The following is a 24,096-nucleotide window of genomic DNA, read 5'->3' on the forward strand; positions in this document are numbered from 1 at the left end:
CCATTCTCCAGGCAGCGGGCGGCTATCCGCTGAATGTATTTGGGGGAGAGGGAGGTTACGACAAGGTCGGTTATCCTGTGTCCACAGTGGCGGAAGCAGAACAGGTGGTCAAAAAACTGGTCGAGGGTGGTGCCACGGCCATCAAGGTGTCACTGGAACCCGGCGGTGAGGACGGTGCGCCCTGGATGATGCCGCACGGTGAAAACCCTGTGCCCGCCACACCCTGGCCTATGTTGCCGGAACCGGTTGTCAAGGCGATTGTCTCCAAGGCCCATGCCCTTAAAAAGCGTGTAATAGCCCATGTCAGCGAAAACACCGGCTTTAAGCGCGCGGTCGATGCAGGGGTGGACGAGTTGGCTCACATGCCCTGTTCCGCCATTGACGATGGCCTGCTCAAAACGGCTGTGGACAAAGGCATCCGATTTGTCACCACCATAGACACACTGTCCTCCTGCGGTATGGGACTCCACGGCAACGCCATGAAACTGGCGGGCAAGGGCGCAAAGTTCATCTACGGCTCGGAAATAGCCCACGACAACGTGCCCTGGGGCATCAATGGTGAAGAAATGCACATGATACTGCACTTAACCAGCGGCGCAACGACGGATTTTCAGGATGTCGTCAACGTCTTCAAGGCAGTGACTTCTGAGGCGGGAAAACGTCTGGGCGTAAATCCACTATTGGGTCAATTAGTGCCTGGTGCGCCTGCCGATATTATTGCGGTGCGCGGCAATCCGTTTGAACGCTTCAAAATACTGGAATACCCTGCTTTGGTAATGTCAGGCGGCCAAATTGTAGTTAACAAGTTTGCCAAAAAGTAACCCCACAATTTCAACCGTAAAACGTCGACTGTCTTTTTTTGCTAGGGTGACTTTTGGACAGCCAACGCTCTGGCAAAACAGGCAAGCCGTGTGATATGGCATATGAAAAATGTGTCATATCACACACCACACACTAACCTACTGAATTGTTGAAACGTTTCTATAATTCATCCACTAAGAAATAGGTTAAATGACACGTTTAACACTATTAAGCACAAGCTGTCCGCATAACTTGTCGACCTATCACCCTCAAAAAATAAACGATTTCTTCAAAAATCATCAAAAAATCCAATAAAACCCCACGATGTTGTAAATATTTTCCAACGATTTCGGTAAAAATAGCTGGCATGGTTAATGCTGTTCATCAAAGGTGAATTAATAAAAAATCAAATTTATTAGGAAATCGACATGTATAAACCGGCCATAAAGTTTGCTGTTGCCACAGCCATTGTCTCGGCGTTAGGTACGATCCAAAGCATAGCCGCCACAACACCAAGACTTCCAGAAGTCATCGGCCTAGTGCCAATTAACGGGCATGTTTTTTCAATTGCTTTAAGCAATAAAAGAAACGAGGTTTACGCCGTCAACTCGGACAACCAAAAGCTTTATATTATTGACGGTAAAGCTAACACCTTAAAGGGTAGCCCCTTTGACCTCGGCACTACCGTCAATGGCCTTACTTATAACAACAAGACCGACCAAATTATCGTAGCCAGTATTTCTGACGGCACGTTATCAATTATCGATCGTAAAACCATGCAATTTGTCGGCGCGCCTATTGCTCTTGGTCTACATGCAGCAAAAGTTGTTATCGATGAGGCAAGCAATACCGCTTATGTCAGTGTTATGCACGGCGGCTATGTAGCGGTTGTTGACCTTAATAAACATACCGTAAAAAAGAAAATCATCATTGGTACAGGCGCGCCCACACCAGCGGGCTGTAACCCTTGGGATGCTAAAAAACCTTGTACCACCCAAGGTTCTACACCGCTAAGTATGGCTATCAACCAGAAAACCCATAGGGTTTACGTTGCCGCCTATCTGGAAAATGCCGTATCCGTTATCAATACCCAAACCAATAGCATTCAAGGTGCGCGTATATCAGTGGGATCACAACCTAACGGTTTCGGTATCAATGAAACTACTAATCGTCTTTATGTTAACAATTGGCAGGACGGCACGGTGTCTGTCATTGACGGTAAGACCAATAAAGCGATCGGCAAGCCTATTGTAGTCGGCTCTGGCGTGCAAAAACCTGCCCATTGCTATGAGGCGGGCAAAATGACGGCCTGTAAATCTTGGGGTTCTATGCCCCTAGGCCCTATCGGTGTTAATGAAGCCACTAACCAATTCTACGTGGCCAGCAGCAACGATGGCACTATCATTACTTTAGATGGCAAAACTAATAAAGTGGCAGGTGCAGATGTGCCAGTAACGACCGGCTTTTTAGTCCCCGCAGGTTGTGCTAATTTCGGTGCTTGTACAAAAGGCTCATCCGCCCAAAACGTTATCTACAACAAAGCCACAGATAAACTCTATACGGTCAGTTTGGCGGACGGTTGGGTGATGGTTTTAAAAAGCCAGGGATCAAAACCAACCCACGCCCACTAAAAATATTAGCCGCAAAGAGAATACTGAACTTCTTTAAACTAGGAAATCGACATGTATAAACCCGCAATAAAGTTTGTCGTTGCTACATTGATTGCTTCTACATTAGCGGCAACGCACAGTATAGCCGCGACCGCCCCCAAATTACCCGAAGTGGTTGGTCTGGTGCCAATTAATGGTTCTGTATTTACAACAGCTTTAAACAGCAAACTGAACGAAATCTACGCTATCAATTCCGACAACAGCAAGCTGTACATTATTGACGGCAAAACTGATAAGTTAAAAGGCCAACCGTTCGATCTAGGTTCGGTTGTCAATGGCATAGTCTATAACAGCAAAACGGATCAAATTATCATTACGGGTCTTATCGATGGCAAATTACAGGTCATTGATCGCAAAACCATGCAATTTGTCGGTGCACCAGTCCCTCTTGGTCTGCATCCCGTTAACGTTGTTGTTGATGAAACTACCAATACCGCTTTTGTCAGTGTTATGCACAGTGGTTATGTGGCCGTTGTAGACCTCAAGAAGCATGTAGTAAAAACTAAAATTAAGATTGGCACAGGCGCTCCTACACCGGCAGGTTGCGATCCTTGGGACAGCAAAAAACCCTGTACCACACAAGGCTCAAACCCATTGGACATGACCTTCCATCAAAAAACCCATAAGCTTTACGTGGCTGCTTATCTGGAAAATACGGTCTCCGTTATCAACACCTTGGCCAACAAAGTGGTCGGTTCACGCATTCCCGTCGGCTCCCAGCCAAACGGCTTTGGCTTTAACCAAACGACCAACCGCCTGTATGTTAATAACTGGCAAGACGGCACAGTGTCTGTCATTGATGGCAAAACCAATAAAGTCATCGGCAAGCCTATCGTAGTCGGTTCTGGCTTGCAAAAACCTGCCCATTGTTATGAAGCCGGTAAATTGACGGCCTGTAAATCCTGGGGTTCTATGCCACTTGGGCCTATCGGTGTTAATGAAGCCACCAACCAGCTTTATGTCGCCAGCAGCAATGATGGCACACTCATCACCATTGATGGTAAAACCAATAAAGTGGCAGGGCCTGATGTGCCTGTAACGACCGGATTTTTAGTACCTGCAGGTTGTGCTAATTTTGGCGCTTGTAAAAAAGGTTCATCTGCCCAAAACGTCATCTACAACAAAGCTACCGACAAAATTTATGTGGTTAGTTTGCGTGATGGCTGGGTGATGGTGTTAAAAAGCCAGGGTTCAAAAGCTACCCATGCTCATTAAGGGTTTATAGCTAAAAGCGGACATTCACAGTGAGTGTCCGCTAATAACAATAAGAGAAAAAAATGAACCTGAAAAAAAACAAAAATGCCGACTTTGTAAAATCATCGCATCACGTCCGCTTTGCTGTGCAATCGGCATTTACCATAACGCTGATAATAGGATGTTTAAATACGATCAGTGTGGCTGCCGAAGCCCCTGCTGGTTTTGACAACGGCAGCAACGGCTTTGTATTGCAAGGGGATTTCAATAATGACAAGGTATTATTCGAAAAACGCCATACCGTAGCCGGTGGCTTAGGACCAGTATACAACGCCCAATCCTGCGCCGATTGCCATACCAATCCTATAACAGGTGGTAGTAGCCAAGTAACCGTATTACGGGCAGGCATTTACGATGGCAAGCAATTTACCAATCCGCCGGGCGGCCAAGTCATCCATGACCGAGCCACCCACCCTAGCCTGCAATCCGTTGTGTCAGATAAATGGAATGTGCGCTCGTTACGGCTGTCGTCCAATGTTTTAGGTGCTGGTTTTATTGAAGCTATTGACGATAGAACCCTAAAAGCTATCGCACAAAAACAGCCACAGCAAAGCAAAGGTAAAATCAAAGGCCAAGTAGTAATGGCTGACCTGGTAGAAGTACCTGGTGCTAAGCGCGTTGGCCGTTTTGGTTGGAAAAGCCAACATGCCAGTTTACTGTCTTTCAACGCTGAAGCGTTCCGTAGCGAAATGGGCATCACCAATGCTTTGTTTCCAACAGAAAACACGGCGAATGGCCGTTCGGTTACCAAGTATGACACTATGGTTGATCCGGAAAACAACGGTTGGGAAGTGGCCTTAATTACCGAGTTTGTTCGCGCCACGAAAGTGCCACCCCGCGATTTAAAATTGGCGGCAAGCAAAGAGGCGATGGCAGGCGCAAAGCTATTTAGTAAAGTCGGCTGCGATATTTGTCATACAGCTACTTTAACGACTGCACCCAGCGGGACTTTGGTCAATGCCGGAACGTTTACCGTACCCGCTGCCTTAGCCAGCAAAACCATACACCCGTATAGCGATTTTTTGCTGCATGATATTGGCACTGGCGATGGCATTGTGCAAAGTGGTGGCCTGTCTACCCGGAGCAAAATGCGTACTGCGCCGTTATGGGGGCTACGTACCCGCACCCGCTTACTGCATGATGGCAGTGCTTTGACAATCGAAGACTCTATTAAACGCCATAAAGGGGAGTCAACTGTAGTGACACAACAATTTAATAATTTAAATACACTGCAAAAAAAGCAACTTCTGGTTTTTTTAGGCTCGTTATAACAGGACTATTGTTGGCAAACTATTTTTTTATCTAAAAATACCTCTGACTTATCGATTTTTTGAATCCTTTCATGCCTAAACAGGGTTACATTTCCATATTTTGGCAATACCTATATAAATAGGTATTGAGTAACCCTATTTTTTGGTATCGCCTCTATTAAATTAATAAGTATATATTGGCTAAATTTTTTACGCGACAATATGTCGCATGTTTATTATTTTATTACAAATATATAATTAAGATAGTTTTTGTTGTTCGCTTTGAGGTAATCATGTCTATTTTTAAACAACCCGATTTTCTTACCCTTCGCCAGCTTGATATTGAAAACAAGCTGTATTTACCAACCACCAAACTCTATGACCATATAAGCTTTAAACTGAATGCCTCTTACCAAGACTTTTTATTTCAAACGACGAGTTTATATCAAGATATTTGTAGCGTTTTATCCAATACTCATACCGCTATGGCAAACACAGCAATAGCCGCTTATGAAAATCCTAGGGAAACTTTGTCTGCTTGGTACGAAAAGGCCATTAATACTGGCAGTTTTTACTATAATCATATACAACAGACAGTGACACCTGTTTTCCAAAATTGGCAATTAGAGCTAACAATGTGCAAAGACAAAACCAGTGCCTATTTGCAAGCCTTTTTGGAAAATCCACAGCAAGTCGGCCTAAAAACCATCGAGCCGGTAACAAATTATATTACCACAACAACTGAACAATCGCAGTTATATGTCCAGCAATTAATGGCTAATCCAGAGCAATATCTATCAACGGCCATCGCACCGATTACTCATTCCATCAGTGCAGTGAATGAGAGCATCGAAGTGACATTAATTGGCGTTTATTATGCGTTGCTTGATTTAGCCAATATTTTACTTTCTCAGCCTATAGCAACTTTACAAGCGCTATACCATAATATTTTAGCAGCTTTACTAGATATTTATTTTGATACTATTTCTTCTTTATTGATTACGCTATAACTAAAAAATAGATATATCGTTCCATCAAGGATGATATTTTAATTTAAATACGACTTTCTCCAGGAGTTATCCTTAATGAAACGCTTATTACCCCTTATTTATATAACATCAATGGCGGCTAACGCATCAAGCTATGCCAATACGGTGATCGAGCGGACTGGGCACGGTATTGCTCATGTCACTGCCAATTCTTACAAAGGCATTGGTTTTGGCGTAGGCTACGCTTATACACAAGACAATCGTTGCGTATTGGCGCACCGAATTGCCCAAGTCAATGGTCGCCTTGCTGAACAAGTGGGCGCAGATAAGTTGGAGCGTATGCTGGCTGAGGCGCATATCATGCCATCACAGTTAATGGATGCCTTTTTCCGTAGCTATTTTGACACCAAGACCATCCAGAAAAACTTTAGTAAAGAACCCAAATCGGTACGCGACCTTGCAGAAGGCTATGCCGCAGGTGCTAACCAATATTTAAAAGAACACCCTAAATTAGCGGCCTGTGAGGCGGTCAACTTTACCAGCAAAGTCACGGTGGATGATATTTACCGGATGTGGATGGCAACAGCAGGCTTGGCGGGTGCGGAATTTGTTGGGCCGTTTTTAGCAATTTCAGAACAAACTCCGGCCAAAGCAAAAGCCAGTGTTGTTCAGCAAAAATCGCCCACAGCTTTATCTGTAAAAGATCGTCCTATTGGCAGCAATGCCTTGGCAATTGGCCGCGATGGCCTATCTAAAGGTGGCCCGTTACACTTGTACAACCCGCATTTTCCGTGGGCTGGCATTCAGCGTACCTATGTTGTCCATGCCCGTATTCCAGGCGAGCTGGATGTGATGGGACCTACCTTGGGTGCATTTCCATTGCCGGTGGCCGGTTTTAACCAGTCGATGGTGTGGGGGTTAACTTTTTCCAATACGCAACGGATAACCTTGATGGAAATCCAACCACAAGCCAGCGACCCATCAACCTATTTGATAGATGGCAAAATGCATAAAATTACCACCAAAACACTGCCGATTAAGGTGGCCGGCGAAGCCAAACCGCGCAATGTCAATATTAAAACAACAGAATACGGCCTCATCATGTTGGCATCGGCACTGGGTTTGCCAGGAACGGGGGCTTTTATAGTACGCGATGTTAATCTTAACAATACTCGTCTAGTCAACCAATGGTTAAACGTTGCCAAAGCAAAAGATGTCAAGCACGTTAAGGCCAGTCTTGAGGCCATTAAAGGAACCCCGTGGTCTTACACAACAGCGGTCGATGCAAAAGGCAATACCTTATTTGGTGAGCTATCGCCCGTTCCTAATATTTCTTCTGAGCTGTACAAAACCTGTGATAGCCCTTCCGCAGCGACATTATTGGCTTTTTGGGGCGGGATTGTGCTTGATGGTAGCCGCGCCAGTTGTTACCCCAAAGGCTTACTGGCATCAGACCAATTGCCATCGGTTATACGTACCGATTACGTTGCCAACAGCAACAATAATTTTGAACTGCCCAATGCCGATGTACAGCTAACAGGCAGTTCTATGGGGTTTGGCATGCCGCAAGTACCTTTACAATTGCGGCCAAGTTTAGCGCTAAAAATGGTTGAAGATAGACTGGCCGGTACCGATGGTTTAGGTGCAGCGGGTTTTACCGCGCAACTACTTAAGCAAATGTTCGACAACAAGCGCAATTATGGTGCGGAATTACTGGTGGATGATATCGTGAAACTCTGTAAAGCGACACCGTCTGTTACGCTGGATGGCGCAAGCGTTGATATAACGGCGGTATGCACTGCGTTAAATGGCTGGGATCGCAAAAACAGCCTAACTAGCCGAGGCGCCCATGTGTTTGGTGGGCTATGGATGGCCTTGCGTGATAAAGGCATAACCCCAGAACAATTGTTTGCCACACCACCTGCTTTCAACAAGCCATTGACCACACCCAGCGCTGGTTTAACGGCCAATGTAACGGTACGTAGTGCAGTATTAACGGCTTTGGCGCGCGTATCTAAAGCCTTGCAAACCGCAGGCGTTGCCCCAGACGCTTTGTGGGGGGATGTACATTTTGTGATTGGCAAAGATGGCAAAAAAGTCGGTATTCCTGGCGGCCCTGCAAACCAAGGTACTTATGATGCCATGCTCAGCTTGAATATGCTGAGCTTTGACAGTTGGCTGGCCACTTTAAAAGGTTTTTCCGTTTCTGAGCTAACCGGCTCCGGTTATACTCATATTGTTGAGTTGACCCCTAAAGGGCCTAAAGCAATGGGGATTTTGGGCTTCTCTCAGGCGACCGAAAAAACTTCACCCTGGTACTTTGATCAATTAGCCTTATTTTCGGCAAGCAAAATGTTTAAATTCCCCTATACAACCGAAGAAATTAAGACCGATTTAAAATCGCGGCGTGTTTTTAAATAAAAAAACATTGCAAGTTTTTAATATAAAACTGGGTAATATTAGTGTTTATCCAGTTTTTTACAATGTGGTTTTTACATTATATAAACTTTAATAAATATTCATCTAAAAAAATAATTATACTTAAAACTTAACGCCTATTAAGACCCGAGTTAAATACTATTTTATTTCGTTTTTCATGCCCTCCTCTTTATGGGTTACGCGCCATTTATATTTTTTATGGACAACACTTAGTTCGTGTTGAGTAACCCAATTTTTGCCTGCCCCTTCAAATAAACATAAGGCAAATGCCACACTTTTCCAGTTAGATTGTGTTATATGACACAGTTTAATTAAACCTATAACCATTACATCAATGAACAATTTAATAAATTCATTCGGTTAAAATAACTGGTATGGAATTTGCTTTTACTATTGGTTATCTAATAAAAATAGATGCCTAAATAAATACGATATAGCCAACCTATATTATTTATTACTTAAACAAAAACACGCAGATGAAAAATAAAACGCCAGCCTTAAAAATGCAAAGCCGTAATTTGCATAAATACCCCCGCTTGGTAACAGCATCAATACTATTGGCTTTTACTAACCAATTTGCTTTTGCTGATGAAGTTTTGGATAAACTAGAGAAAAAATACCTGAAGCCAGTTGCCAATCATAACCAAGACGGTAAACAAAAAAAGCAAGAAGTGGTTACTGAATTAGGAGAAGTGCTTGTGACTGGAACGGTGGAAGATGATCCTAAAGCCTATTATGTTCCTAATACGACAACCGCCACTAAAACCGATACCCCGATTATGCAAACACCTGTTTCGGTAAAGGTTGTTCCACAACAGGTGTTGAAAGATCAACAAGTGATTACTGTTGATCAGGCACTGAGGAACGTCAGTGGTGCCGTAGCCGGTGCGGGCGGTACAGGCAATTTTTTTCTACGCGGTTTTGGCCAAAGGGATATATATCGTGATGGCTTTTTGAACCAAAGCCAATGGGCGCATACTGAAGACCTGGCCAATATTGAACGTGTGGAAGTCCTGAAAGGCCCAGCATCTATTCTATATGGCCGCACAGAACCTGGTGGCCTAGTCAATTTCGTCACCAAAAACCCACTGGATACCCCCTATTACAGTTTTCGCCAACAATTTGGTTCTTTCGATTTATACCGAACTAGCGTAGATGCAACGGGTCCACTAACATCCGATGGCGATTTAGCTTACCGCTTCAATCTAGGTTATCAAACTAACCGGACGTTCCAAGAATTTGGTGGTAATGAACGTTTGATGGTGGCACCTACCCTACGTTGGCGCATCAATGACAAGACTACCTCTAGCCTAAAATTAGAATACAGCAACATTAAAGAAAAAGGGCGCGGCACTATTCCATTGCAAGGCAACCGCCCAGCTGCTATTGCCCGTGAGCTAAATTTGGGCGAATCGTGGAATATACAGGAAGATGAATATTTTCGCCTGTCTTTAGATACTACTCACGCCTTTAATGACAACTGGAAATTGCACCATCGTTTCAACTTCACCGATTATACGTTAACTATGGCAAGCTCATCCCCAGATGGTAGCTGGTCGCCGATTAAACCGAATGGCGATGTTGCTCGCAGCTTTTTTGCCCAGAATACAGATGGCAAGGATTACCAGCATAATTTTTTCACGGCCTTAGAACTTAATGGAAAATTTGATACCGGTATTTTGAAACACAATTTGTTAGTGGGTGGTGATTATTACCGTACAGACTATCGTTCCAGCATGGCGGGCTTTGGTGGCAATTTAACCCACTACGATTCCATTAATATCAACAATCCCAGCCATAAAGCTAATCCACCTGATGTACTGGCTAAAGATGTGACTTACGGTAATTTTACGCTGCCTTGGTTTGGGCTTTATGCCCAAGACCAAATTGAATTGCCTTATCACGTCCATGTCTTGGCAGGTTTGCGTTATGACAATGCCGAAACCTCCGGTACTAGCACAGGTGAGTTTGGCGGCCCTGTTGCTGATACCACTTTCGACCGCGTTTCGCCGCGTGGCGGTGTCGTTTGGCAACCCATCCCTGAGCTATCTTTATATGGCAGTTACACTGAAAATTTTGGTGCCGCCAATGGCTTTTGGGCAAATCAAGTTTTACCGCCCCAAACAGCCCAACAATGGGAAATTGGTGCAAAAACAGAATTGTTTGATGGCCGATTTAATGCAACGCTTGCCTACTTTGATTTAACCAAACAAAGCATTGCCATTTCTGTCGCTCAAGGGCTTCAACGTGCGGCAGGTGAGCAAGAAACTCACGGGATCGAATTTGATTTTAGCGGTGAAATATTGCCTGGCTGGAATGTCATAGGCGCTTATGCCTATATGCCTTTTGCTAAAACCATTAAAGATAGCGTAGGTGCCGGTACCGAAGGCAAGCGCTTGAACAACGCCCCTGAACACAGCGGTAATTTATGGACAACTTACGAACTTCAAAAAGGTGCATTACAAGGGCTAAAGTTCGGCGCAGGTGTGCAGGCAGTCGGCCAACGTGAAATTGGCTATAACGAAACCGCCCAAGCACCCGGTTATGTCACATTGAACCTGATGGCCAGCAAATTATGGAAAATTGGCAAAACCAACTTAACAACCCAAGTCAACGTGGATAACGTACTGGATAAAACCTATATTGGTAGTGTTTACAGTTATGGCCCGTCTAATTACGGCGCACCGCTTACCGTCATGGGGTCGGTTAAGATTGAGTATTAACCGATAGCGCTAACCAAACAGCCCGTAGCCTGGTCTGAACATGGGAGCCGCCAGCTTATCCCTATCTTCTCTGGCGGTTTTTGGGTTTCAGGCCAGCCTACGGCACTGTTATTTATTTGAGGAAGACCAAGATGACAAGCCGATACAATAAAGAAGATAATTTTTTTTTGCTCGAAGCAACCCTCAGGACAGCAGCATTGTTACTGGTTTTTATTAGCTACCCTGTGTGCGCTGCTGGCACATCCGTTAAAAAACCCACATCATCACACCCAGCTAATACCGGTCAGGCGCAACCGGCGATAGTCCTTGAAGAAATGACAGTTTACGGGGAATACGACAGCCAATCGCCTTATAACACGGATTACCTGCTGCCCAACGCCAGCAGCGGCACCAAAATCGATACCCCGATTATGGAAACGCCGCTGAATGTGCAGGTGATTACCAAGCAGGTGTTGAAGCCGACATTCCGCACCCCTATTCATAATTTTATGATTAAATTTAATTTAATAATTTCAGTATGTTATAAACTTGTTGAATTTTTGGCGTATTTTCAAAGTCATTTATATCAGCTTATATTTAACAAAAAACAAACGAGAGATGAATTTTTCTTGTTTTAACTCGAAAGTCTAAAATACTAAAATTCATTAAATATCAATATGTTGCTTAAATGCTGAATTTTTATTTAGGGGTGCGGAATGTCGGTTGAAGGATCAGCAGGTAATACGGTTAGATCAGGCCTTGAAGAATGTCAGTGGCGTAACGACAGATTCTTCTAACTTTACTCAAGGTAATCAATCCATTTTGTTGCGTGGCTTTGCATCCACAACGTATTTTCGTAACGGCCTTAGGCTGAGGGATGCCGCTACCACCCGACCAATGGCTAACGTAGAAAACATAGAGATATTGAAAGGTTCAGCGGCCATTCTGTACGGCCAGGTCGATCCTGGAGGCATGGTCAATGTCATCACCAAACAGCCCTTGGCAACACCTTATTATGCCTTGAGCCAGCAGTTCGGTTCCTACGACCTCTACCGCACGACGATTGATGCCACTGGCCCTATCACCAAAAACAAGGATTTGCTGTACCGGATGAATATGTCTTATGAAAACAGCGGTTCGTTCCGTGATTTTATTGATAAAGAAGATGTATTTTTGGCACCGGTGCTTAAGTGGAATATCAGCCCAAAGACGCAAGCCACCTTCGAGATGGAGTATAACCATCAACACGCTGGTCTGGATCAGGGTTTCTTACCGCTGCAAAATGGCAAGCCTCTTAATATTCCGTACAGCCGCAATTACGGCGAATACACGCCCAACACAACAGAAACCATTTTCGGCAGCTTCAATTGGTCGCACCAATTCAATGATGATTGGACTATCAAACACCAGTTTTCTGTTAACCAGCAGAATGTTAATCAGCCACATTTGGTTTTCCCATTTGATGTGGCTAAGGGGGATGTAAGCCGCTTGTTACAAAGCTTCGACACCCAAAACAACACTTACGCCACAAATATTGACCTGATTGGCCATTTCGATACTTTAGGTTTAAAGCATACCTTATTGTTCGGCGGTGATTATTATCGGCTTGACAAGGAACAGCAAGTGACTATTGGCGGTATTTCCACGATCAATGTTTTTAATCCAGTTCATCCTGGTACGCCGTTTATACGGCCTCTCAAACCGTTAGCGAACACCGTTAATAACACGGATCAATTTGGCGTATATATACAAGATCAAATCAAGCTGCCTTACAATATCCAGGTTATGGGCGGCATCAGATACCAATATTTACATCAAAACAATAAAGATCAACTTGCTGGCAGCTCAAGCGGCTTAACAGACGATGCGGTCACGCCTCGTGTTGGTTTCTTATGGCAACCTAAAAATTGGCTTAGCCTGTACGCAAATTATGTGGAAAATTTTGGCCCTAATGATCCCTTTGCCAGTATTTTTCCTGGCACACTTCCTCTGCCGACTAGCGCCGAGCAATATGAGGGCGGTATCAAAACCGAGTTCTTTGGCGGACGATTGCGTGCCACGTTGGCTTATTATGACTTGACCAAAACTAACGTCGCTACACGCGATCCAATTCACCAGGGCTTTTCCATACTAACTGGTGCTGTTCGCAGTCGTGGGCCGGAGCTGGATATTACCGGGGAAATCCTGCCGGGTTGGAATATTATTGCCACCTACGCCAATACGGATGCCCGTATCACTAAATCAAATGATACTAGCGGTTCGCCAACTGCCGTCGGTAGCCGTTTTTTTAACGTATCTAGAAATACGGGAAGCGTGTGGACTACTTACGAATTTCAAAATGGCGATTTGCAAAGCCTTAAGTTTGGCGGCGGCGTAACTTTGCGCGACGGACAAATAGGCGGTTATGATCAGCCTGCGGCAAGTTTACCGGGCTATGCCACTGTCGATTTGCTGGCGGCTTATAGCCGTTATATAGATAAAGCAAAAGTCACTGTTCAATTCAATATCAATAACCTGCTGGATAAATACTATTATTCTGGCCTTACCACAAACGGTGTCGGCCTTACCGGATATACCGCAGCCTATGCCGACTTCGGCCAACCACGCACGTTTATGGGGTCAGTCAAGATTGAGTATTAACCAAACAGCCCGTAGCCTGGTTTGGACATCGCAACCTCCAGTTTCCCTACCTTCTCTGGAGGTTGTTGGAATCCAGGTCGTCTGCGGAACTCTTATTTGACTGACATTACACTAAAACCATGAAGCCCACTAGCCCCTATTTATTGCCCTCTGTGGCTTATTCTACAAGCGAATTGCGAAATCTAAACCGCCTAAAAGCCCGCCGAAAACGCTGGCTCGATGTCCATTTATGGCTAGGTTTAACCTTGGGATTTTTTCTTGCCCTGTTTGGCTTAACAGGCAGCGTTCTGGTGTTTTATGAAGAAATCGACAACCTATTGAATACGGATTTACGACAAATACCCGCCCAAACAAAAGGTGAATCTGCCTATCACCCCCTTTCCGAAATACTGGCAGCGGCTAAAACCAGCCTTCCGTCCGAGGCAAAACTAGGATTTGTCGATTACCCAGCCGATAACGAAACCACCTACAAATTTGGCTTTAATTTTCCTACTACTACGCCCGAAAAAATCGACGAATGGTTTGTTTATGTCGATCCTTACCAAGCTAGGGTAATCGGCAAACAACTTATTAAAAAGGCGGATGAACTCTTGCCACATCCACTTATCCCGTTTGTGTTTCGGCTGCATTTTGCTTTGTTGGCAGGTGAAACCGGCGGAATCATCGTTGGCATTATGGGCGTTATTTTAGTATTTTCGTTGCTGACAGGGTTGATTGTCTGGTGGCCGTTAACCGGCCATTGGCGGCGGGCTTTAACGATTAAACACCATGCCAGTGCCAAGCGCCTTAACCACGACCTACACCAGACCTTTGGTTTTTATAGCTTCCCCGTGTTACTCGCCATCCTCTTGTCCGGTGTCTACATGAATTTGCCCGACCCGTTTATGGTGTTAGTCAAGCAACTATCCCCAGGTACGCAAGGTTTTAATGACACCCCCCATTCATCGCCAGCACAAGGGCGATCGCCCATTGGCTTGGGGCAAGCCCTAACGATAGCCCGCAACCGTTATCCTGAAGGCCGTGTCGATTGGCTCAGTAATGCCGAGAGTGAAACAGGCGCTTATATCATTGGCATCAGTGACGTACCAGGACTGAGCCGGTTTTGGTCAGAGCGGCAAATCAGTATTGACCAATACAGTGGGGCGATTTTAAAAGCACAAGATCCCAGTACCCGCCAAACAGCAGGCCAAACTTTTGTAGAATGGCAATGGCCGTTGCACAGCGGCAGGGCGTTTGGCTGGCCAGGCAGGATAACGGTGTTTGTGGCAGGGCTGGCTTGCCCCGTGTTGTTTATCACAGGGGTTATCCGCTGGCTGCAAAAGCGCCGTGCCAAAAAAGTTAAGCGCGAAGGATCGAAAAAACACTTGGGCTTTCCATGACATTGATATCACCCACTATTTATTTCTCTTTCATCATCTTAACAAAGGAGTCATGCAATGAAAAAATTACCCTGTTTAAGCAGCTTGTTTGCCATTACCTTAACCTTATTTGGCATTAATACTGTGATGGCAGCTGAGCAAAGCGGACATGGCGGCGCGTATGGCGGAAAATCTTGTGTCCGCGCCCATTTGGCCAATAAATTGCCTGCCCATTTAGCCACGGTAGCGCCGGGATCGGCGTTTTCTTTCGCCGTGTTTGATATTGACAGCGCCCAGCAAATTGCGGTTACCGTCAAGCAAAAACCGGTTGAGATAGCATCCGAATACCGAGCGCCCACTTTTTTTGTAACCGGTAAAATTCCAGATGAATTCCGTAATACCGTGGTGCGGGTAACCGTGAAGATTAATTCCCAATATCCTGCTTGCCGCCTAGAAGAAGGCTGGCTGGTTAAAATTTCTGAATAATTTTTTTTCTTAACTCACAACACAGGAAAATAATATGAAACCTGCAAAAACCTTACTGGAAATCACTGTACTAATGGCTTTGACCACCCAGGTAAACGCCGACAATACCGGCTATTACCCTGCCAATAAAAAATCGGCCAGCCACCAAAATGATGGCAACGCCCTCGTCAACAAGAAAGATAATTTAATGGCTGTAAAAAACCAGCCGCAACCACCCGCCTCCCAGCAAGAAACAGTTGAACTACCGCCAATGACCATAGTGGACGATGCTGAAGAAAACAAAAGTTATACCGCCTACAGTGCCAGCACGGCCACCAAAACCGATACCCCATTAATGCAGACCCCCGTGTCAGTACAAGTTGTTCCCCAGGCGGTACTGCGGGACCAGCAGGCGACTAGGCTTCAAGATGCCGTCAAGAACGTCAGCGGCGTACAACAAACCCTGGGATCAGGAGGCCAATACGAAGATTTTGTTATCAGGGGCTTTGGTTCCGGTGTGGATTACAGCCGTTTCCGCAATGGCATCCGCCTGCCGGCAATGACTTTCGACCTGGCCAATATTGAGCAGGTGGAAGTGCTGAAAGGCCCAGCCGCCATGCTGTACGGCCGGATTGAACCTGGCGGCATGGTCAATGTGGTGACCCGTAAACCGCAAAGTACACCGTACTACTCCCTGCAACAACAGTTTGGCTCTTACGACCTGTACCGCACTAACCTCGATGCCACCGGCGCACTCAATGCGGACGGAACGCTCAACTACCGTTTTGACCTGGGTTATACCACCCGCAATTCCTTCCGCGATTTCGTTTCCCAAGAACGTGTCTTTGTAGCCCCCAGCCTCCATTGGCGGGCGACACCGGATACTGACTTCAACCTAGGGGTTGAGTATTCGCATGAAGATCCCTCCCGTGCTGACACCGGTTTACCCGCCATTGGCAAACGTGTGGCCAATTTGCCGATCAACCGTAATTATTCGCAGCCAGACCCCTTTAATAACGATACCATCGAAAGCACCTTGGTCGATTTTAACTGGTCGCATAAATTCAACGATAACTGGAAATTTACCAACGGCGTTGTGGCCAACCTAGTGGAATACAACTTTCGTGACACGCCGGTCGCATATGTGCAAACCAACCTGGAAGGCGTAGCCAACCCATCGGTTCGGCGCGGCTTGTATTTTGAAGACTTTAACCGCGATACCTACACAGCTTACTTTAATCTAAACGGCAAGTTTGACACCTTTGGCGTGAAACATAATGTCCTGTTAGGCGGTGACTATTACGAACAAGAAAACAAAAATCAGGGCTTTTTTGGCCTTAACTATGCCATCCAGCACAATTTTGCCGATGCGGATGCCATGAAATACTTCACCTTCGTTGATCTCAACAAGCCAAACTACAATCAATTCCCTTTTACCTTTAATCAGTTGGACAATCTGAGAAAAAATACGCCTAATGATTTTGGCCTTTTTAAAAGCGCTTGGTACGGTCTGTATTTCCAAGATCAGCTGTCATTTTTTGATGACAAACTGCACATATTAGGAGGTGGCCGTTTTGATTGGGCAAGGCAGTCACAGGGCACATCTTTTAACCAGAATATAACGATGTCGACAAGCAAAGATGACCACTTTAGCCCGCGCGTGGGTATTTTGTACCAACCCTGGAAATGGCTGTCTGTATACGGCAATTATGTGGAATCGTTTGGTATTAATAATGTCTTGTCAACCGGCGCACCGTTGCCACCTGAACTGTCCGAACAGTTTGAGGCCGGTGTAAAAACAGAATGGCTTGATGGCCGATTGACCGCCAGTTTGGCTTATTTCAACCTGACCAAAAACAATATCGCCAAACAAATAGACACTAATCGTTACGAAACCATTGGCGCAGCCCGTAGCCAAGGTATTGAACTGGACATTAACGGTCAATTGACCGATGCCTTGAGTCTGGTAGCCACTTATGCCTATACTGATGCCCGCATCACCAAAGATTTTGCCCTGACCTTTGATGACAACGGCAAGATAACCGGCAGTAACAATGGCAATCAGGGGAAACGCCTGCCGAATGTTGGTGAACATTCTGGTAGCACCTGGCTTAAGTACGCTTTCCAGGACAGCGCCATGAAGGGATTGAGTGTGGGCGTGGGGGCGTTCTTTGCCAGCCAACGGCAAGGCGACAGTGAAAACAGCTACCAGTTGCCTGGCTATGTGCGCGCAGACACCTACGCGGCGTACACCATGAATGTGGGCAAAAGCCGGTTGACCGCGCAACTGAACGTCAATAACGTATTCGACAAACGCTATTACTTTGCTGGCCAGCCCTACAATACATCAAAAGCGTTCAACATGGTGGCCGATCCTTTGACATTTATGGGTTCCCTTCGCCTGGAGTATTAACCAGGAGTGGTTCATTGTTAGCTACAAAATACAGGGTAATGCGTAATACATTACCTTATTTTATCGGGGTATAATTCACATCGGCTAAAATATGGCCTTTTATTTCCCAATACGCCTAACACGCACGGAGTGTAATCGCCTTGTTCAGTAAAACCACCCAAACCTTAGGTATCGCATTACTGCTAGGTGGGTGTGGTGCTGTGCCGCAGCGTGATGTGATGTCGATCAGCCCTAAAACCCCGGCGCACTGGGCAGCCGATAACGCCATCAGCACAAAACAGGCAACGCAGTGGTTGGCGACATTTGCCGATCCGGCTTTAAGCCAATGGGTTAATGTGGCGCTGGTCGCCAATTACGATTTAAAAGCAGCCGCCACTCGCGTTGAAATCGCCCGGCAACAAGCACGCATAGCGGGTGCAGGACGACTGCCGCAACTGGGTTTTTCAACCGATTACCAACGCGGGAATTTGTCAAACAGTTCTGAAAATACCGCCGATGCCCTGTTTAATTTCAGTTGGGAGCTTGATGTGTGGGGGCGTATAAAAGCCAGCCAACAAGCAGCACAGCAAGATGCAGAAGCTGCCAGTGCAGATTTTTACGGGGCACGTTTATCACTGGCAGCCAGAACCGCCCAAAGCTATTTTGACTTATTGGAGGCCAATCTTCAGGTTGAGGTATCTGAACAGTCCATTAAAGACCGCCGTATTATTGTGGAATTGGTCAGGGGACGCTTCCAACGCGGATTGACCGGTGGTTTAGATGTGCGCTTGGTGTTGACCGATCTGGAAAATGCCAAAGCGCAATTGGCCAGCGCACAAAACCAGGTGCAGCTGATCACCCGCCGTCTGGAAGTTTTATTAAGCCAGTACCCAGGCGGTAACCTAAAACACACGGCTGACTTACCTAATCCACCGCCGATGATTTCAGCGGGTTTACCCTCAGAATTATTGACGCGAAGGCCTGATGTGATAGCCGCTTTTGAACGCTTGAAAGCCACCGATTCCCGATTAGCCAGTGCAAAAAAAGCCTTGTTACCGCGCATTACCCTCACCGCAAACGGAGGAGCGGACTTGCTAGACCCGCGTGCAGCGGCGTGGAATCTGGCAATGGGCTTGGTACAGCCGATTTTTACCGGCGGACGCTTAACGGCCGAGATTCGCCTAAATCAGGCGCGTAGCCAGGAAGCTTTGCATAACTACCAAAGCGTTACCCTGAATGCCTTCCGTGAGGTGGAGCAAGCACTGGCCGCCGAGCAGTGGTTATACCAGCAAGAACAGGCCCTTAAACAAGCGGTCGAACAAACCCAGGCCAGCCGTGAACTGGCGGTGTATTCTTATCGGCAGGGTCTGATCCAGATTCTGACGTTGCTCGACAGTTACCGCAGTACCCTAACCGCACAAAGCCAATACCTTGCCGTGCGCCGTCAGCTATTAAATAACCGGATTGATCTGTATTTGGCCTTGGGTGGCGGCATTTGATGCTAAAAATCGTAGCCCCTATCCTGGTTTTGCTGGCAGGACTTGCAGCCACCTACCAATTAATGGCCACCCGCCCCGTGCTGTCGCCTGAAAAACCGGTTGATAATATACCCGTAGTACAGGTGATGAGCGCCGAGCCACAGAGCGTAAAACTGAATGTACAAACGCAAGGCGTGGTTAAAGCCCGTGACAGCATTGACTTAATCGCAGAAGTCTCCGGCAAGGTCGTCTATTTGCACCCTGATTTTGTCGCCGGTGGTTTTTTCGCCAAAGGCGAGGTTTTAGTGCGGCTTGATGCACGCGATTATGATCTGGCCATCACGCAATCCCATGCCCAAATTGCAGAAGCCAGGCGTTTGCTGGCCACTGAACACGCCCAGGCCGAGCAGGCCAAAACCGAATGGCAAGCCTTGGGCAGTGGCCAGCCCACACGTCTTGCCATGCGTGAACCACAGCTTGCCGAGGCGCGGGCAAAACTCAAATCAGCAGAGGCCAGTTTACAGCAGGCGCTATTGCAACGTAGCCGTTGTGAATTGCACGCACCGTTTGCGGGGCGGTTTTTCAGTAAGGCGGTCAGTGCCGGACAAATCATTAAACCAGGTGACAGCCTGGCGCAGCTGTATGCCACCGAGCGTGCGGAAGTGCGTTTACCCATCAGCAGTGACCAAATGGCTTATCTGGATTTACCCACGCGCAGTGTCAGTTACGAGCGCGGGATAACGGTTGTGTTGAGCGCACAACTGGCGGGTACAACTCAATCCTGGCCAGCACGGATAATACGCACCGAAGGCATCGTCGATGAAAACACCGGTGTCATTTATGCCGTCGCGGAAGTTAAAGATCCCTATCGCGGCAAAAACAACAGTCCTGCTTTATGGCATGGCCAATTTGTGCAAGCTGAAATCACCGGCAAAGTGTTGGCCGATATTTTTGCCTTACCTGTTACCGCAGTCAATTCATCACAACAGGTTTATATTGTTGATAGCCATTCAAAATTGCACAGCCGCCGGTTAAAGGTGCTACGCACCGAGTCCCAACGTGTTTTAGTTAGGGCCGGCTTAACGGCGGGTGAGCAGATTGTAATTTCAGACATCGACATGCCAATTGAAAATATGGCCGTCAAAATTGAAAATACGCCTGAACTCAATAAACCATGAAGCCATTACCTGAACATAAAGGTCTTTTGGCCTGGTTTGCCGGACATGCGGTGGCGGCCAATTTATTGATGGGGGTCATCATTATTGGTGGGATAGCCGGTTTTAACCTGATAGATAAAGAAGTTTTCCCCCGTTTTAACGTACAAAAAATTGACGTGGAGGCGGTGTACCCCAACGCCAGTGTATCGGAAATTGAGGAAGCCGTTTGTGCGCGGATTGAAGAGGCCATTTACGATCTGGCGGGCGTAAAGCAACTCAATAGCACCATTACCGACAATACCTGTACCGTCAGTGTGTCTGTGTTACCCGGCTACGATCAGGATCAGGTCATTAATGCCCTGCGTAGCAAAATTCAGGGCATCCCGCGTTTGCCCAAAACCCTGGAAAACATTAGCGTGCAACCGGCTAAGCGCACCAATGATGACGGCGTGATTTGGGTGGCGCTACACGGAGTTACCGATCCATTGCTGTTGCAACGTTACGGCGAACAGTTCCGTAACGATTTTGAGCGCATCCCCGGTGTACGTTCGGTGTATAACTACGGTGAAGTGCCCTACCAGATTAGCATTGAAGTTTCACCGCTGGCGCTACGGCAATATCAGTTGTCATTGCACGACATCACCGTTGCCATTCAGCGCAACTCCTTAAACCAGGCGAACGGCCTGGTCAAGACACCTGCCGGTGAAGTGCAGATCAACGTTCAAGGCCGTGCGGGGGACGCTAAAAGTCTGGCGACTGTGGTGCTGCGTAGCCATACCGATGGTTCGCAATTACACCTTGGCGATATTGCGGTGATTCATGATGGCTTGGAAGAGAGGCCTGCAGAATGGCATCATAACGGTGAAACCGCCCAAGGCTGGGAAATTCATACCCGCCGTAATGCGGTGGCAGTGGCGCGGCGCGTCAAAGAATACGTGGCCAATAAACAGGCACACCTGCCACCTGGACTGCGCCTGATAACCTGGTGGGATGATTCGCAAAGCTACGATGAACGCATAGACACCCTGGTGGAAGACGGCCTGTGCGGTTTTGTTTTGGTGTGCCTGGTGCTGACCCTGTTTTTACAATGGCGTGTGGCGCTATGGGCGGGTGTAGGTATTTTTACCTCGGTGCTGGGGGCGTTGTGGTTTATGCCGTTGCTGGGCGTGTCACTCAATATGCTGTCCCTGTTTGGTTTTTTATTGGCAATGGGCATTTTAGTTGATGATGCGATTATTATTGGCGAAAGTGTCTACGCCCACCAACAACAAGCAAAAATACTCAACAAACTAACCAGTCTCACTGCTGCGGTTAAAGGGGTACAAGCGGTGGCCTTGCCGGTGGTGCTCTCGGTGTTGATTTCATTGGTGGCCTTTTTGCCAGGCCTGTTTTTGCCGCATTGGGCTGGGCAAATGATGCAGCCGATTTGCCTGGTGATGATCCTGACCCTGGTGTTTTCACTGGTGGAAGCCTTGTTGATTCTACCGGCGCATTTGGCAGTGGCACCCAGTAAAAATCAGGCAGATTCTAAACTGACAAAACTGCGTACCCAATTAAACAATGGCCTGGATAAATTTGTTAACCGTTATTACCAGCCATTTTTGCAGCTCGCCTTACGTTGGCGTTATCTGACTTTGGCCTGTTTTGTTGTCTTGTTAGTGCTGTGTGCAACCTGGGTCGAAAGCGGCCGCATTCGGATTTCTTTACAAGCCGATGTGGTGAAAGATACTTTTTGGGTGACTTTGACAGTGCCCAAAGATTTACCGCAAAGTGAAACCCAAAAACGTGCCCGACAAATTGAACAGGCATTTTTTGCCATACGAGACCAATTAAATAACGAAAAACCCAAGCAACCCAGTGTTGTGGTTGGTTTGGAAACCATGATCTGGAAACATGGCGCAGGGTTTTGGACAGAATTTTCCGCCGAAGGCCGGCAACGGGTCGGCGTGGAAGATTTTATCCAGCTCTGGCGCAAACACATCGGCGATTTAGGCCGTGCAAAAATTGATTTTTTGTATAAGGAAGGCGATGAACCTTACGACATTGCTTTCGATTTAACCGCCAGCCAACCGGAGGTACTGACCCAAGCCGCCACAGAATTGAAAACCCTGCTGACCCGTTACGCCGGAATTTATGATGTGATTGATTCAGCGGAAATCGGCAAACCAGAATTACGTTTAACACTCAAAGCCAACGCCGTGCATTTGGGGTTGCAGCTTGAGGGCGTATCGGCACAAGTGCAACAGGCATACGCTGGCGATGAAGTTGAACGTTTGCAACGTGGCCGCAATGAAGTCAAAGTGTTAGTGCGTTATCCGCGTGCCGACCGGCAATCGCTGGACGATCTGCATGACTTACCGATACGCCTGGCCAACGGTGGTTATGCGCCATTGGCCACCCTGGCCGACATCCAGTTTGTCGCCAGTCCTGCCAGCATTATGCGCCAGGACCGCCACCGGGTGTTAAAAGTGCAGGCGCGTGTCGATGTACAAAAACTGGATGTCAACGCCCTGTGCGACAAACTGGAAACTGCGGAATTTAAAACCTTACGCCAACATTTTCCGAACCTGAATATATCCATTGGCCAGGAATACCAGGAGCAACGTGAAACCATGGCCGCGTTAAAGCAAAACACCTTAATCGCCTTGCTGGTGATTTACGTGTTGATTGCCGTGCCGTTTCGATCGTATTTAAAGCCGTTTATTTTTTTGCTGGCGGCACCGGTTGCCTGGTGTGGGGCTGTCATAGCCCATAGCGTGGTGGGTTTGCCGTTGTCGATGGAATCCTTGGTGGGCATGATTGCCGCCAGCGGTGTCGTTGTCAATGACAGCCTGGTGTTGTTGGATTATCTGGAAGAGCGGGATCATCTCAATCAACCCTTGGCAGATCGCATTTGTGCCGGGTGTGGAGCACGTTTTCGGCCTATATTTTTGGCTTTTTTGACTAATTTCGCCGGATTCTTGCCTGCGTTATTGGAAACCAGCCCACAAGCGCAATTTTTAATTCCCATGACCTTGTCATTATCGGCTGGCTTGTTATTTGGCATGGTGGCCAGTTTGATTTTGACGCCGGTGTGTTATGTCGTGTTGCAAAGACGGTAATATAAAATAATTTATGCCATCTATCGATAAATTTATCGCTTTGTAGTTCATCGGGTAAAGCTAAGATGTATTAGCTGTAGCGGGTGGCAGGTTGTAAAAAGGGATGCTATACTTTAGGTATCCTACTGTTTTACGATGGATTTGTAAGATGACACAATGAGTGTCCTTATTGACAAATTACTGTCAAAACGCTGACACAGTTAATGTCAAAATCACTTATTAACCCACTCGAACCGATCTAAAGAATCGATGTATTAACCACCGGAAATAACAAGAACCAGAATAGGCCAGTCGTATGGAAATGACAGTATTTGTGTCATTTTTATAGAGGTTATGCCATTAATTCTGTCATTTTTAAAATACCCGTGACATCAATAATGTCAAACCCCTTATAAATCAA

General features: G+C 46.6%; 15 protein-coding genes. All 15 read left to right on the forward strand.

Going from position 1 to position 24,096, the window contains the following annotated elements:
- A partial coding sequence (locus CRENPOLYSF2_RS02415) for an amidohydrolase family protein (protein ID WP_140396773.1) occupies positions 1-821 on the forward strand: 821 nt, incomplete at its 5' end.
- A 408-nt stretch (positions 822-1,229) separates the two neighbouring features.
- Positions 1,230-2,432 (forward strand): YncE family protein, encoded by a 1,203-nt coding sequence (locus CRENPOLYSF2_RS02420; RefSeq protein ID WP_087142374.1) that lies wholly within the window; start codon positions 1,230-1,232, stop codon positions 2,430-2,432.
- 51 nt (positions 2,433-2,483) lie between these two features.
- Positions 2,484-3,686, forward strand: coding sequence for a YncE family protein (locus CRENPOLYSF2_RS02425; protein ID WP_087142375.1), 1,203 nt, complete (start codon positions 2,484-2,486; stop codon positions 3,684-3,686).
- Positions 3,687-3,748: 62 nt separating this feature from the next.
- Positions 3,749-4,996 carry a di-heme oxidoredictase family protein gene (locus tag CRENPOLYSF2_RS02430; RefSeq protein WP_087142376.1) on the forward strand — a complete coding sequence of 416 codons (1,248 nt, stop codon included), beginning with the start codon at positions 3,749-3,751 and terminating at the stop codon, positions 4,994-4,996.
- 176 nt (positions 4,997-5,172) lie between these two features.
- Positions 5,173-5,985: a hypothetical protein gene (locus tag CRENPOLYSF2_RS02435; protein ID WP_140396774.1), complete on the forward strand. Its 813-nt coding sequence runs from the start codon at positions 5,173-5,175 to the stop codon at positions 5,983-5,985.
- 75 nt (positions 5,986-6,060) lie between these two features.
- The gene (locus CRENPOLYSF2_RS02440) at positions 6,061-8,385 is read left to right on the forward strand and encodes a penicillin acylase family protein (RefSeq protein ID WP_087142378.1); all 2,325 of its coding nucleotides are present in this window, start codon (positions 6,061-6,063) and stop codon (positions 8,383-8,385) included.
- A gap of 494 nt (positions 8,386-8,879) precedes the next feature.
- A complete protein-coding gene (locus CRENPOLYSF2_RS02450) occupies positions 8,880-11,126 on the forward strand; it encodes a TonB-dependent siderophore receptor (protein ID WP_087142380.1) in 2,247 nt (748 codons plus the stop codon).
- Positions 11,127-11,257: 131 nt separating this feature from the next.
- Positions 11,258-11,743: a hypothetical protein gene (locus CRENPOLYSF2_RS02455; protein ID WP_087142381.1), complete on the forward strand. Its 486-nt coding sequence runs from the start codon at positions 11,258-11,260 to the stop codon at positions 11,741-11,743.
- Between the two features lie 85 nt (positions 11,744-11,828).
- Complete coding sequence (locus CRENPOLYSF2_RS02460; protein WP_245807861.1) at positions 11,829-13,745, forward strand: TonB-dependent siderophore receptor; 1,917 nt, start codon at positions 11,829-11,831, stop codon at positions 13,743-13,745.
- Positions 13,746-13,864: 119 nt separating this feature from the next.
- Positions 13,865-15,124, forward strand: a complete 1,260-nt coding sequence (locus tag CRENPOLYSF2_RS02465) for a PepSY-associated TM helix domain-containing protein (protein WP_087142383.1) — start codon at positions 13,865-13,867, stop codon at positions 15,122-15,124.
- A 57-nt stretch (positions 15,125-15,181) separates the two neighbouring features.
- Complete coding sequence (locus CRENPOLYSF2_RS02470) at positions 15,182-15,589, forward strand: hypothetical protein (protein ID WP_087142384.1); 408 nt, start codon at positions 15,182-15,184, stop codon at positions 15,587-15,589.
- A gap of 34 nt (positions 15,590-15,623) precedes the next feature.
- Positions 15,624-17,981 carry a TonB-dependent siderophore receptor gene (locus CRENPOLYSF2_RS02475; RefSeq protein ID WP_087142385.1) on the forward strand — a complete coding sequence of 786 codons (2,358 nt, stop codon included), beginning with the start codon at positions 15,624-15,626 and terminating at the stop codon, positions 17,979-17,981.
- 140 nt (positions 17,982-18,121) lie between these two features.
- Entirely contained in the window at positions 18,122-19,459 is a 1,338-nt protein-coding gene (locus CRENPOLYSF2_RS02480) for an efflux transporter outer membrane subunit (protein WP_245807862.1), read from the forward strand.
- Positions 19,459-20,616, forward strand: coding sequence for an efflux RND transporter periplasmic adaptor subunit (locus CRENPOLYSF2_RS02485; protein WP_087142386.1), 1,158 nt, complete (start codon positions 19,459-19,461; stop codon positions 20,614-20,616). The genes CRENPOLYSF2_RS02480 and CRENPOLYSF2_RS02485 overlap by 1 nt, the downstream gene beginning before the upstream one ends.
- Entirely contained in the window at positions 20,613-23,696 is a 3,084-nt protein-coding gene (locus CRENPOLYSF2_RS02490) for an efflux RND transporter permease subunit (RefSeq protein WP_087142387.1), read from the forward strand. The genes CRENPOLYSF2_RS02485 and CRENPOLYSF2_RS02490 overlap by 4 nt, the downstream gene beginning before the upstream one ends.
- Positions 23,697-24,096 lie beyond the last annotated feature (400 nt).

Source organism: Crenothrix polyspora (assembly GCF_900163755.1).
GTDB lineage: Bacteria > Pseudomonadota > Gammaproteobacteria > Methylococcales > Methylomonadaceae > Crenothrix > Crenothrix polyspora.

What these genes read in the sequence shown, in the direction of transcription:
- CRENPOLYSF2_RS02420 (WP_087142374.1), top strand. Translation starts at nt 1,230, where the DNA reads ATGTATAAACCGGCCATAAAGTTTGCTGTTGCCACAGCCATTGTCTCG.
- CRENPOLYSF2_RS02425 (WP_087142375.1), top strand. Translation starts at nt 2,484, where the DNA reads ATGTATAAACCCGCAATAAAGTTTGTCGTTGCTACATTGATTGCTTCT.
- CRENPOLYSF2_RS02430 (WP_087142376.1), top strand. Translation starts at nt 3,749, where the DNA reads ATGAACCTGAAAAAAAACAAAAATGCCGACTTTGTAAAATCATCGCAT.
- CRENPOLYSF2_RS02440 (WP_087142378.1), top strand. Translation starts at nt 6,061, where the DNA reads ATGAAACGCTTATTACCCCTTATTTATATAACATCAATGGCGGCTAAC.
- CRENPOLYSF2_RS02450 (WP_087142380.1), top strand. Translation starts at nt 8,880, where the DNA reads ATGAAAAATAAAACGCCAGCCTTAAAAATGCAAAGCCGTAATTTGCAT.
- CRENPOLYSF2_RS02455 (WP_087142381.1), top strand. Translation starts at nt 11,258, where the DNA reads ATGACAAGCCGATACAATAAAGAAGATAATTTTTTTTTGCTCGAAGCA.
- CRENPOLYSF2_RS02465 (WP_087142383.1), top strand. Translation starts at nt 13,865, where the DNA reads ATGAAGCCCACTAGCCCCTATTTATTGCCCTCTGTGGCTTATTCTACA.
- CRENPOLYSF2_RS02470 (WP_087142384.1), top strand. Translation starts at nt 15,182, where the DNA reads ATGAAAAAATTACCCTGTTTAAGCAGCTTGTTTGCCATTACCTTAACC.
- CRENPOLYSF2_RS02475 (WP_087142385.1), top strand. Translation starts at nt 15,624, where the DNA reads ATGAAACCTGCAAAAACCTTACTGGAAATCACTGTACTAATGGCTTTG.
- CRENPOLYSF2_RS02485 (WP_087142386.1), top strand. Translation starts at nt 19,459, where the DNA reads ATGCTAAAAATCGTAGCCCCTATCCTGGTTTTGCTGGCAGGACTTGCA.
- CRENPOLYSF2_RS02490 (WP_087142387.1), top strand. Translation starts at nt 20,613, where the DNA reads ATGAAGCCATTACCTGAACATAAAGGTCTTTTGGCCTGGTTTGCCGGA.